Here is a 13,399-nt window from a genome sequence, read left to right as displayed (position 1 = left end):
AGGGTCAAAAATCATGGCCTTTTTTTCCTATGCCTATTTTCATTACGATGAGATGGAAGGGGGCACAGAATATGTTCCAACAGAGGACAGGACTAGTTAAGTCATTGCTCAGGCAATGGCAGCTGCAGAGCATGGTAATCCCCGGGATTATATGGATGTTCATCTTTTGCTACATCCCCATGCTATGGCTGATTATCGGATTTATGGACTACAGCATTGCCAAGCCTATGCTGCAATCACCCTTTGTCGGGCTGAAGCACTTTGAGGAATTTATAGGGGATGACCGCTTCTGGCGCTCGATTCGCAACACGCTGGGCATGAGCGCAATCAAGCTGGTATTCGGTTTTCCGATTCCGATTTTCTTCGCTTTGCTATTGAATGAAATCAGGAGCATACGCTTCAAGCGTACGGTCCAGACGATTTCGTATTTGCCGCATTTTATCGCATGGACGATTTTCGGCGGCATTATGCTGAACTGGCTCGGTGAAGGCGGTGTCATGAACCAATTGATGATGGGCCTTGGCATTCAGGAGCGCGAAATTCTATACAACAGTGATCCGAAGTACTTCTGGTGGATTACGTATTTCTCCGATGTGCTCAAGGAAACGGGCTGGAGCGCGATTATCTATATTGCTGCTATTGCCGGCATTGACCCGGCGCTGTATGAAGCAGCAGAGCTGGATGGCGCCAATCGCTGGCAGCGAATGTGGCATATTACGGTACAGAGCATTCGCCCGACCATCGCGATCTTGTTCATTCTGGCAGTCGCCGGAATGCTGGGAAGCAACTTTGAGCAGATCTTCATGCTGAAGAACAACATGAACATGAGGATGGCGGAAAGCTTGGACCTGTACATTTATAACATGGGTCTCGTATCCGGGCGTCACTCCTTCTCGACAGCTGTGTTGTTCGCCCGCTCGATTGTGGCGCTGGGACTGTTGTTCCTGGCCAACTACATGTCCAAAAAACTGACAGGCGACAGCATATTCTAACGAAGGGGAGGCAGATTTATGGAATTACGCAGAAGAGTGCGGCGTATCGGAGTGTTTGAAGTCTGCAATACCCTGGTTATGCTGGCGGTTTGTTTTCTGACGCTGTACCCGATTTGGTTCGTATTTATCAACTCGCTTAATGCGCCGGAGAAGGCGATACTGGGTACGGTCAACTGGTTCCCGGAAGCGTTCTCGTGGGCAAGCTACAGCGTTGTCTTTAATGATAAAGGCTTGATGAATGGCTTCTATGTCACCACGATGCGTACGCTTATCGGTACGACCGCGCATGTGCTGTTCACGGCAATCGTAGCGTATGGCATGAGCAAGACAAATCTGATCGGCCGTAAGGTCTATATGAAGATTGCCCTGATTACGATGCTGTTCTCAGGTGGACTTATTCCTACGTTTATTCTCATGACGAAGCTGGGACTCTATGATAACTTCCTGGTCTTCATCATTCCGGCGATGTACACGTTCTTCAATATGGTCATCTTCATGAGCTTCTTCCGCACAATTCCGGATAGTCTGGAGGAATCGGCGAAGGTAGACGGAGCTTCTGATTACGGCGTATTGTTCCGCATCGTCATGCCGAACAGTATGGCTGTTATTGCGACGATCTCGCTATTCTCGGCGGTATATCACTGGAACGATTATTATCAAGGTGTCATCTATATCTACTCGCAGGAAAATCTGCCGCTGCAAACGATGCTCTACAAAATTATTGCAGAGAACTCCATGTCGTTCATGCAGCAGCAAGCGATGGCGCAATTCGGCGCCAGGCTGCCGGGCAACTCCATCAAGTTCGCTTCCATGATGGTAGCTACGCTTCCTATTCTGTTGGTTTACCCCTTTATTCAGCGCTATCTGGTCAAAGGTGTTATGATTGGCGCCATTAAAGGGTAAGCGTCATACGCCGATCTAAGGTAATGAGCGGAGCGGCGTATGATCCATATATACTAAAAAAGGGACAAAAAGAGAGGATGATCACGTAATGAAGCGCAACCGCATGAAGCAAAGCATCATTATGGCCCTGGCTTTAATTATGGTGCTAAGCTTGGCCGCGTGTACCGGGTCGAAGAACAATGAGAACACGCCAACTTCCCAGCCTTCGAACAACTCGCAGCCGCCCGCTGGCGAAGCGACGCCGAACCCTGAGGTTCCGGCATGGCAGCTGGATACTAGCCCGATAGAATTATCGTGGTTCGTAGGAGCTTCCTGGTATCCGCATTCCTGGGGCGAAAGCTTGGCCTCCAAGTATGTAACTGAAAAAACAGGCGTCAAAGTAAAACTCGAAGTTCCTTCGGGCGAAGCGAACGAGCATATTACGCTCATGATGACTTCCGGTAAACTGCCGGATCTTATTACAATGGGCTCTTGGGAAAACGCTGTCAAAAAGCTATGGGAAGGCGACTTTGTGTATGCTTTGAATGAACTGGCAGACCAGTACGACCCCTACTTCTACAAAGTGGCGGGCGATGGCACACTGAAGTGGTACCGTCAAGAGAATGGCAATACGTACGGCGTGCCGAATGATTCGTATAGCCCGAACCTGATGCATGAAACGGGTATGACTGCCGCTAACCAAACGTTTTTGGTGCGTAAGGATCTATATGAGGAAATGGGCAAGCCGGATCTAAGCACACCGGAGGGCTTCCTGAATGCCTTGCAATTGCTGAAGGATAAGTATCCGGAATACAAAGGACAGCCGATCAGCCCGTTCTTTGCACAAGGCAATGTGCCTTACGGCATGACCGAGTACCTGCAAAATCTGCTGGCTGTTCCGCATGAGCAAGAAGGCAAGGTTTATGACCGCATTACCGATCCCAATTATGTTACTTGGCTGAAAACCTTCCGTACGGCTTACGAGCGCGGACTGATCAACGTAGATTTCCTGGTCGATTCCGATACGCAAGTGGAGGAGAAAACGAATAACGCCCGTTATTTCATGATGGTTCGCGAGTGGAACGGTATGGCGGCGGTTAACCCGTTGCTGGCTTCAAGCGCCAACCCGGATTCATACTACATTGCCGTGGATGGACCACAGAACAGCAACGGCGACAGCGCGAAGCTGTTCCCGGGCAATATGGACGGCTGGATGGTTACCATGATCAGCAAATCGACCAAAAACCCTGAGCGTGCCATTCGCTTCCTGACGTACCTGGCCAGCGAAGAAGGCCAGCGCGATCTGTTCCTTGGCAAGGAAGGCGAGACATGGGATATGGTCGACGGCAAGCCGACGCTGAAGACGGAGATGGTAGATCTTCTTTCGAACGATATTGAGAAGCTGGAGAAGGAATACGGCGTCATGGATACGTACTGGATGGTTCGCAATCCGGTTATTATCAACCAGTGGAGACCGGAGAAAGCCCCTGTTCTGAAGCAAATGGAGGACTTCGCGAACGCTCAGGCCGATATTGACAGCGGTATCTACAAGGGCCTCGACCCGCTTGGCGATTCCGATGTAGCGGTAGCATGGGCGCGTATCTCCCAGAACTGGGAGGAAGTCATGCCGGAGCTGATTACCGCTAAGGACGAGGCTACTTTCGACAAAGTGTTCGAGAGCTTCCTTGCACGCCGCGATAGCTATGGCTTTGACAAAGTACTGGAATTCCGTCAGGCGGAGCTGGATGTGCGCAAAGCCAAAATGGCGGAGTAATCGAATAGTTATAGGATGTTAATTGCCGGCTGCCGTAATGGTGGCCGGTATTCCCTACTTTTACGGGAACTAGCCAGAGGGTGCCATATTGCCTGATTACCTACCTGCCGGTTTGTAATACATGGTATATTACAGAGGTAGGGGAGGGCGCTGGAATGAATTATTTGCTGACGAGAATGAGAAAGCTGTACCGCAATTCCCGCATATCCCAAAAGTTCTTTATGGCCTTCAGTCTGACAATCGCAATTCCTGCCGTGTTGGTATCCTTCCTGTTCATCCGAACACAGGAGACGCAGCTGTACAAGGATGCGATGGCGAGTGGAAGCAGCCATGTATCAAGGCTGAACGAGCAGCTGCGCAGTCGGATGGATATGATTGAAAACGCTTCCTCTACGGCGTTGACTCAGAAGGCCTTTGTCGATTTTATCCACTCCAATATGCGCAGCGACGGCCTTAGGCTGGTGAAATTCAGACAGAACCAATATGAGCAGATGCATAATATTATTCAAAGCCATGAGATGATTAGTCAACTCAGCTTTTATGTCGATAATCCGAATTTGCATGAAATCTGGCCGGAAATTTACCATTATGACAACTTCTATCCGCAGGATTATTGGGTCACGCTGCGGGATGAAGGAGGGACGGCATACCGCATCTTTGCCCTTCAGGATGGGGAACATACGCTGTCCTACTACCGGCTCGTTCGCCTTCAGGGGCAGCAGCAGAAGCGTCCCAGCATTATGGAGATTCGCGTAGAGCACAGCGCATTTTTCCGAGACATGCTGGAGGAGACCGGGGGGAATTTCTTTTCAGTAGTCATGGATGGCAAGGACCCTGCCCGTACGGTGTATAATCCTCAGCATGAATTTACCGGCAATGCAGGAGAGGAACTGGGCGATATTCTGGGCAGCATTCACCGGCAGCTGGATGTGCTGGAGCAGGGGGAACCCGTTAAGGTCAAGGTAGGGGATCATACCTACTATGCGTTGTACAAGTATATTGCCCCGCTCGATGCCTATGTGGTGGATATTGCATCTCACCAGGCGCTAATGAAAGGTCCGCGCAATTGGTATGCCCTGGTTGTAGCCATTACCTTGAGCGTGCTATTGCTCATTATGCTGTTCGTCTCGCATACGACCCGGCGCATGTTCCGCAGACTGGAGAGTATATTGGTTTCTATGCGCAAGGTGCGCAGAGGCCAGCTCGATGCGAAGATTGACACGGGCCTTGATGACCACGAGAGCGGAGATGAGATTGATGAAGTGGCTGTAAGCTATAACAACATGCTGGATGAGATCAAACGCCTGATGACACAGGTGGTGGATAAGCAGCTTATAGCCAAAAATGCGCAGCTTCACTCCCTGCATTCGCAGATCAATTCGCACTTTCTGTATAACGCGCTGGAGTCCATCCGTATGCAGGCGGAGGTTCAGCGGCAGCCGGCTATTGCGGATGCCTTAGTTTCGTTAGGCTCGCTGCTCCGATACAGCATGCAGTGGCGCAGTGATACCGTGGCCCTCAGCGAGGAGCTTGCGAACATTCAAAGCTATATTCAATTTATTAACTTCATGGAAGGCGGCAACATTGAACTGACAGCGGATCTTCCGCCGGAGGTGCTGCGGTACACTATTCCGAAGATGTGCATGCAGCCCATCGTGGAGAATGCCGTTCATCATGCGGCGCCGCGGGGCGGCAGCGTACGGATCGGAATCAGTGTCTCCGTGGAGGATGACAGCCGGCTGCTCATCAACATACGGGATGACGGAGCGGGCGTGGAGCCGCAGATGCTGGCCAGCTTGCAGGCTGTGCTGCAGGGCGATTCAGACACGCCGATCGTGGCGAGTAAGAACGGGTTGGGTTTGGAAAATGTGCATAAGCGGCTGCAGCTTCATTATGGCAAAGGCTGCGGTCTGTGGATTGAGAGCGTGCAGGGTGCTTATACCTGTGTCACGATTCGATTGCCTTGGGAAAATGTGAATCTTGGAGGGTGGTAGAGCATGATCAACATGTTGATTGTGGACGATCAGAAGCAAATACGCGATGGCCTGCAGGCCATGCTGCGCCAATTTCCTCTAGAGCTTGATACCATCTATTGTGCTGCTAACGGGGTAGAGGCGCTGGACATTTTGCGTCAGCATAGCATCCAACTGGTGATTACCGATATCATGATGCCGGATATGGATGGGCTGGAGCTGATGGCGCACACCAAAGAGGAACGGATCAAGGTGGAATATCTGATCATTAGCGGCTATAGCGATTTCGCTTATGCCCAGAAGGCGATAGGGCTTGGAGCCAAGGGTTATCTTCTTAAGCCCGTGAAGCGGGATGATCTGCAAACCGCGGTCGAGCATGTATGGCAAGAGATCAAGACCCGGCAGGCGCTCTCGCGCAATATGAAGCATGTCTCTCGCCGCGCCAAGGAAGCGGACCGCAAGGAGCTGTGCATGTATATGCAGGGCGCTGCCAATGACGAGTCGTGGATTATTCAGACCCAGCAGCAAAATCCGGATTTATGGCGACATTACCGCCTGTGCTTGCTGCGTGAGGAGCTGCGGATCAACCAGCCAGGGGCCAGCAGTGCTCATAGCATGGAATCCATTGCGTATCGCGTCTATGGCAGACGGGGCTGTATCTGCCTGCAGCACGGCCCGCATCTGATTCTAGCGGTTGCCGCAGACGTAGATACGGGCGCTTTGCCCGCCGCGCTCAAGGCTTCACAGATTGATACCACTATTGTGATGACCAGCCCGCAGAAAGGGTTAAAGGAGCTTCCGGGCAGCTACACGCAAGTGCTGGAGCTGCACCGACATAGCTATTTGTTCCCTGATAAACGATGCATACTGCCCTCGCAAGTGGATCGGCTGGAACAGCAGTGGCAGCTTCCATATGAGGATATTTATGCGCTGTTCCAGCTAATTGGCACCAAGAACAGCGGCAAAATCGCCCAAGGTATCTCCTCCATGTTCCACAAGGATGCCCTGCAGCGTTATCATATCCGCTATACGCAGCAGCTCTGTCGCGCCATGGTCGAGATGCTGGAGGAGTATGAGCGTGTTATACGTCCCTATATGGGGGAGGAAGCGCTGGATATTGACTGCTTGCGCAATCTGTTCGATTATCCGGGCATTCGCGACTACATTCAGGCGCTTCAGCAGCAGCTGCTTCGTCTGAACCAATTCTATTATGAATTCAAATGCAGCTATCGCAACTCGCAGGATTTGAACGAAGCGATTCGTTTCATCCATGAGAGTTACCATAAGCCGCTGGATCTCGCAATGGTATCCAATCACGTATCGCTTAATTATGCTTACTTCTCCAACCTGTTCAAAAAAAATATCGGCAAAGGCTTCGCGGAATACTTGCGTGACGTGCGCCTAGATAAAGCCCGGCGGCTGCTTGCTGAGACGGAGCACAAGATCGTGGAAGTGGCAGCCATGGTCGGCTATGAAAGCTATAAGAGCTTCACCCGCGCATTTCGGGATGTTATGAATATGCAGCCTACCGAATACAGGGTGCTCATGCGGAGGAAGTATGAAAGAGAAGGGAAATACCAAGACACAGCGCTATGACTTCCGGTCATAGCGCTGCTATCTTTTTGAGCATAGTGCTGCAATCTAAAATATTGGGTCATAACAAAAACAATTGTACCTTTCAGGCGATTGCGATATTCGTTAGAATAAAGATGTTCTCCCATGTAAGCGGTTTCCTTGACTTGTACACGGACCTATTCGCATGGTCCGTTGCAGAAGCCGCAGGCCCAGATAAAGCGAATGACTCGGCCGGAAAGCTTGAAGTCTAATGGCCTTACAGCAGGTATGCCAGCGGCTATACATGAGCTAGCCATGTATTCGAAGCGGGAATACTCTATCTGTGCAAGGGGCCATGTTGCGAGTCAGCCACCGTCTGCTGGCGAATCTGCCCGGGCTTCACAAGGGAGTAACAGCAGGGTCGTCAAGATGGACAGCGCTGACGAGCGAAGCACGTAATAAACAGGGGTAAGCTTGGTCATTAAGGCATAACTGCGCTTAATGGCATAGTTCCCGACATTCAACCAATCCCATATTTATGCTTTTTAATTAATATTATCCTATTAGTCACGGCAAATCACAAACATCTATGTATTAAAGGAGGACAAATGTAATGCAATATTACCGGATGGAGAATAGATTAAAGCACAGAGTACTGAGTATGTTCTTAGCAATCGCTATGATCGCCAGCGTGGGACTGTTGCCGCCATCCAAGGTACAGGCAGCCGGAACCGCCGTTACCTCAATGGCTTACTTCTCAGCAGAGGATGGGCCTGTCATCTCCAAGTCAGGGGTCGGACAAGCCAGCTACGGATTTGTAATGCCTGTATTCAATGGAGGCTCAGCTACCTGGAATGATGTCTCCGATGATGTAGGCGTAAATGTGAAAGTAGGCGGCAATTGGGTCGACATTGACAGTGCCAGCGGATATGTCTACAACCAGAACTGGGGGCACTGGAGCGACGGCGGCATGAACGGCTACTGGTTTATGCTCTCCGCTACGACCGAGATTCAGCTGTTCTCCAAGACCAATCCCGGAGTGACGCTGAATTACACGCTTCAATTCCAGAACATTAACAAAACGACAATTACGTCCATGGCTTTTACGCAAGGGCCGCAGATTACAGCGGGCTTTACGGGCGGAGCGGGCTTCACTTACCCGACCTTCAACAATAATGCGGCTATTCCTTATGCAGCCGTTGCGGATGATCTGAAGGTGTATGTGAAACCTGTGAGCAGCGGCACTTGGATTGATATTGAAAACAATGCGGCCAGCGGCTGGATTTATGACAATAACTTCGGTCAATTCACGGAAGGCGGGGGCGGCTACTGGTTTACCGTAACCGAGTCCATCAACGTGAAGCTGGAGTCGAAATCCTCCGGCGCCAACGTTATTTATACGATCGTCTTCAATGTGCCGGTCCGAAATTCGTATACCCTGACTCCATACGAAGGAACGACCTTTACTGCAGATCAAAGCGGCGTCATCGGCATTCCTTTGCCTAAGATTGACGGCGGTGCAGCGATTGGCACGGAGCTGGGCAAATTCGTCTATCAAATCAATGTGAATGGCCAATGGGTAGATATGGCGAACTCCAGCCTGAGCGGATTTGCCTACTCCCCGAATGGCTACAATAATATGTCTGATGCCAATCAATGGGGGTACTGGGCTGACTACATCTATGGTCTGTGGTTCCAGCCTATCCAAGTCGATATGCAGATTCGTATCGGCTATCCGCTGAACGGCCAGTCCGGCGGCAGCGTAGGCAACAATTATGTCTACTACACCTTCATTGGCAACCCGAACGCTCCGCGTCCGGATGTGAGCGATCATGACGATATTGAGATTGGCACGCCAACCAATCCGGCGATCCAGAACTGGAACCTCATCTGGAATGATGAGTTTGCCGGCACTCAGCTCGATACGAACAAATGGAATTATGAAACAGGCTATTACATTAGCAACGACCCTAACAGCTGGGGCTGGGGCAATGCGGAGCTGGCGCACTATACGGACAGCTCGCAGAACGTATTTATTCAAGACGGGAAGCTGAATCTCAGAGCGCTGAATGATCCGAAGAACTTCCCTCAGGACCCAACTCGTTATGCGCAATACTCTTCTGGCAAGCTGAATACGAAGGATAACTTCTCCTTCCAGTACGGCAGAGTGGACATCCGCGCGAAACTGCCGACGGGCAATGGCGTCTGGCCGGCTCTGTGGATGCTTCCGGAAGACTCGGCTTACGGCGCATGGGCGGCATCCGGTGAAATCGATATTATGGAAGCAAAGGGACGCTTGCCTGGCACAACTAGCGGAGCGCTTCACTTTGGCGGACAGTGGCCGGTCAACCGCTACATTGCGGGTGAATACCACTTCCCAGAGGGCCAAACCTTCGCCAACGATTTCCGCGTCTATTCCATGGTATGGGAAGAGGACAACTTCAAGTGGTATGTCGATGGCGAGTTCTTCTTCAAAGTAACAAGAGACCAATGGTATTCCGTAGCTGCTCCGAATAATCCGAACGCGCCATTCGATCAGCCGTTCTATCTCATTATGAACCTGGCGATCGGCGGATACTTTGACGGACTGCTCAGCCCAGACCCTCAGGATATTCCTGCAACGATGCAGGTCGATTATGTACGTGTGTACAAAGAAGGCGACAGTGAGAATCCCGGGAGTGTATCCGTTACCGGTGTAACGCTGAACCAGACTTCTGCACAAGTGGAAGTAGGGCAGGACGTACAATTGAATGCTACAGTAGCGCCGTCTAATGCGACGAATAAACAAGTAACGTGGACCGTATCCAATTCGAGCGTCGCTTCCGTGAATCAGAGCGGCAAGGTGACGGGACTCGCTCCGGGCACAACCACGGTCACGGCGACGAGCGTTGACGGCAACAAGACAGCTGTAAGCACCATTACGGTGGTGCCTGCAGCGCCTACGGTCATTGTTATTGGCGACGCGGTGCGCGGGCTGAAGAAAATCGGAAACAACCTGCAGTTCTATGTCAATGGTGCGACCTTTGCCGACTTGCACTATAAGATCAATAACGGCGGGCAACAGAACGTTGCTATGACTTCAGCAGGCAACGGCAACTATACCTATGCGGTCAATAATTTGCAGCAAGGGGATACGGTTGAATATTTCTTCACTTATAATCCAGGTCAAGGCGCGCTCGACACGCCATGGTTCACGTATGTTCATGGGGTAACGCAAGGCACGCCTGAGTAAGCGATGACTTGTTGCTTGGTCTGAGAATAACAGAGTAATGCCATAGATAGGCGAGGGGAAGCATCGTTTCCCTTCGCCTATCTTGTTATGTCGCCTTACTCATATAGGCTCATGGCATTATGGACAGCAGCTCTCCCCATGATCATGCTAGTCCCTTTTGGCTAAACTTAGCAGTTCAAGCAACTTAAGGCGTGCTGCTTCCGTACATAGAAGAAAGCAGGAGAGCAAAGGAGGAAGATGATGTATTTGGTATCACAGCCAGGGCCGCTATCATCGGCTCACATGGAAGCAATAGAGCTGAATTCAGCCGTCTCTTTTCCGCCAGGATATCTTCGGTTTATGAAGCGGTTTGGTTCAGGGACGTACAGGGGTTGGATGAATGTCTACTCACCGGATAACGAGGTGCTTCGTCCTTTCCCGGAATATGAATTATGGGAGCATGATGCGGACAGCCCTATTACACAAGAGCAGATTGGCGAGTGCGTCGCAATAGGCCATACCGCAGATGGCGACTTTCTGGCGGTGCATCCGCAGACGAAGCAGCTGTTATGGCTGCCGCGGCATGCGGAGCGTATCGAGAGAGTGGTTGTGCAGGTACGGGAGACGGAGGATGACAGCATGTATGCTTTGTTGCTGGATGATATCTATAGCCAAGTATACGGATGTGGCCAGCAAGGGGCGGTCTATTATGAACCGTGGTCCGAGACGCGGAACCATCGTTTTTTGCGTCTGCCGCCGGGAACGAATGGACTGACGCTGCCGAAGCTGTCAGGAATGTTCCGGGAGGTTTTCCCGCCTGATCTGGTCGTCGAAAATGAATTTACCTGTCTACTGTTCTATCAGGAAATAGGCGGTTATATACGGTTTAATTATGCCTACGGGCAAGAGGTGGCTGTCATATATGAAGAGGATGCTGCGCAGGCGTTCGTTACGATGGAGCGATGGTTGTTGTCGCAGGGATGCGTAGGGTAACTTCAGTGAGACATGCCAATCATTTGGTCTAATAAGGGAGCGGGAATAGTGGACATAACCTTTGGCTTGGATACACATGGCACATGCGTGGGCCAATTAAAAGACGAGCTGTTGCCGCTCACCGAATTGGCGGAAGCTTGGTCGTTTCCTTATCACATTGCGTTCATGTGGCGTGTATTGCCGGAAAGTTATGAACGCAGGACCTTCAGACGATTCGATAGCCGGGATCAGACACTTACGCTGGATATTAGTATCCCCTATGAGCAGTATTTGCGAATGTCCAAAAACGAGCAGCGAGAGGCTCTAGGAATTGGGCTCTATCAATATTTGGTGGAGTCGATTGTGAAGTACAAGAAGTATGCGGGTACGGAAGACCAGCAGCAATTATTGGCGAAGGTGAAGGGCTGGATGCTGGAGAATAATTGGCTGGAGGGAAAGATCGAGCAGGCAAGGAAGCTTCTTGCACAAGACATCGGGCTATACGATGTCAGTAAGCAATTGCGCATGTCCCTGGAGGAAGTAGAGTATATTCTGCTTCGCATGAATGGTTATGAGCAGACTGACGTACATCCTGACAACATCGTCGCAGGGAAAGCGACATCTTATCATTTGTAAGAACAAGGGTAGTGGCTAGTCAGCCTATATTGAGGAGGTACTGATGATGAACCAAGGGCAGACGTCGCTGAATAAAGCATTGCTTTATTTGGACCGCGGCAGTCTGTTACGGGGAATGGTTATGTGAGATGGAGAGGGCCCGGGAGTCTTCGAAGTGGCTTCGGCTTGCACTTGAGCGGTCTGCTCTGTCCCCGCATTCAGATATAGATGTGTTGGATGAGGAGATCAACCACGCTCGCGAGTTGCTTGAATGGATGGCAAATAGGTCGTAAGAGTCAAATGACAGGGAGGGTTACTGGATGAATAATGCACTTATGGAGAGGTTAACAACATTTCTTCATCGTGAGGATAATAGTACCTTAGCAGGCACTCCTGCGAGCCAGGAGGAAGTGGCTCATGCAGAGCAGCGGCTGGGAGTAAGTTTTCATGAGGATTATGTGCAATTTATCCGTGCGTTCGGAGGAGCGTATGCAGGCATTGCGGTGCATGCGTTCTCTAACGGCTCTAGTATCGGGAAGGAGACGGTTACCGATATGACGCTGGAATTTCGCGAGCAGTGCAAGGAGCTGCCATGCGGAGAGATTTTACAAAGCAGTTACGTCATCTCGTTGGACGGCTCCGGCGATCCGATATTTATCAATCCGGCGGGAGAAGTGCTGATCTGCTATCATGATACCGGGGAGCTTAAGGTATTGGCAAAATCATTTGAGGAGCTTATTGAAGACAGCTTTTACGAATGGTGAGCAGGCAGAGGGAGAGCGATTGATGGATTTCGGGATGGAGTTGTGTGTATGAGCAGGTTAGTCATTCTTACAGTAGGCAAAACCCATAGCGGTAAAACGACCTTTGCCAAAGCGTTAGAGCAACAGCTTCAGGATACACTTGTCATTGATCAAGATAACCATGCCGAATTCATTAATGCCTATTATAGAAGCCTGCTGCCCGCACATGGGCCCAATAGAATCAAGTTTGCCATGACCCAGACCATTGTAGAGTACGCTATTCATCAAACCGAGCTTCATCTGATTCTATGCAATTCCAATCGTAATCGCCAGGATCGGTTAGAGCTGCTCTCCAAGTTTCATAACGAAAAGTTTATCTGCATCGTGGTCCATTTTGATCTTGACGATGACATTATTCAAGCGCGAGTCGCTAACAGTACGCGGAGCACAGTTATATTTAGGAGTGTTTCCACATTTGAAGAGGTTTTACTTCGACAACAAGCAGAATTGGTTAACGATGCTGATCACGCACCTCAAGAAGATGAGGCGGATTATTTATTTGTGATAAAAGACTCTACTGACGTTCAGTCGGTCATTCAACGTATAGCAGCGATTTCTCGCAACGAATAGGGTTCATAGAGCAAGGTTAAAGCCAGACAATGGATCATCCCAAAAAGCCATCC

At 50.5% G+C, this 13,399-nt stretch carries 10 protein-coding genes; all 10 read left to right on the top strand.

From position 1 onward, the window contains the following. Positions 1-71: 71 nt before the first annotated feature. The 10 genes from AC0YNW_RS22375 to AC0YNW_RS22330 all read left to right on the top strand — a co-directional run bounded on the left by AC0YNW_RS22375 (position 72) and on the right by AC0YNW_RS22330 (position 13,346). The gene (locus tag AC0YNW_RS22375; RefSeq protein ID WP_120114101.1) at positions 72-992 is read left to right on the top strand and encodes an ABC transporter permease; all 921 of its coding nucleotides are present in this window, start codon (positions 72-74) and stop codon (positions 990-992) included. Positions 993-1,010: 18 nt separating this feature from the next. Continuing rightward, positions 1,011-1,895 carry a carbohydrate ABC transporter permease gene (locus AC0YNW_RS22370; protein WP_475833835.1) on the top strand — a complete coding sequence of 295 codons (885 nt, stop codon included), beginning with the start codon at positions 1,011-1,013 and terminating at the stop codon, positions 1,893-1,895. Positions 1,896-1,983: 88 nt separating this feature from the next. After that, positions 1,984-3,648 carry an extracellular solute-binding protein gene (locus AC0YNW_RS22365; RefSeq protein WP_475833834.1) on the top strand — a complete coding sequence of 555 codons (1,665 nt, stop codon included), beginning with the start codon at positions 1,984-1,986 and terminating at the stop codon, positions 3,646-3,648. Between the two features lie 155 nt (positions 3,649-3,803). Beyond that, on the top strand, positions 3,804-5,642 hold the full coding sequence (locus tag AC0YNW_RS22360) for a sensor histidine kinase (protein WP_475833833.1): 1,839 nt from the start codon (positions 3,804-3,806) through the stop codon (positions 5,640-5,642). Positions 5,643-5,645: 3 nt separating this feature from the next. Beyond that, positions 5,646-7,217, top strand: coding sequence for a response regulator transcription factor (locus AC0YNW_RS22355; protein WP_475833832.1), 1,572 nt, complete (start codon positions 5,646-5,648; stop codon positions 7,215-7,217). A gap of 571 nt (positions 7,218-7,788) precedes the next feature. After that, entirely contained in the window at positions 7,789-10,407 is a 2,619-nt protein-coding gene (locus AC0YNW_RS22350; RefSeq protein ID WP_475833831.1) for a family 16 glycosylhydrolase, read from the top strand. A gap of 237 nt (positions 10,408-10,644) precedes the next feature. Beyond that, complete coding sequence (locus tag AC0YNW_RS22345; RefSeq protein WP_475833830.1) at positions 10,645-11,379, top strand: hypothetical protein; 735 nt, start codon at positions 10,645-10,647, stop codon at positions 11,377-11,379. A 48-nt stretch (positions 11,380-11,427) separates the two neighbouring features. Further along, positions 11,428-11,994, top strand: a complete 567-nt coding sequence (locus AC0YNW_RS22340) for a hypothetical protein (RefSeq protein WP_475833829.1) — start codon at positions 11,428-11,430, stop codon at positions 11,992-11,994. A gap of 299 nt (positions 11,995-12,293) precedes the next feature. Next, entirely contained in the window at positions 12,294-12,737 is a 444-nt protein-coding gene (locus tag AC0YNW_RS22335; RefSeq protein WP_475833828.1) for an SMI1/KNR4 family protein, read from the top strand. A gap of 48 nt (positions 12,738-12,785) precedes the next feature. Further along, positions 12,786-13,346, top strand: a complete 561-nt coding sequence (locus tag AC0YNW_RS22330; RefSeq protein WP_475833827.1) for an AAA family ATPase — start codon at positions 12,786-12,788, stop codon at positions 13,344-13,346. The last annotated feature ends 53 nt before the right edge of the window (positions 13,347-13,399 follow it).

It is taken from the genome of Paenibacillus sp. J31R120 (assembly GCF_056269225.1).
This window is presented reverse-complemented; position numbering and strand designations above follow the sequence as displayed.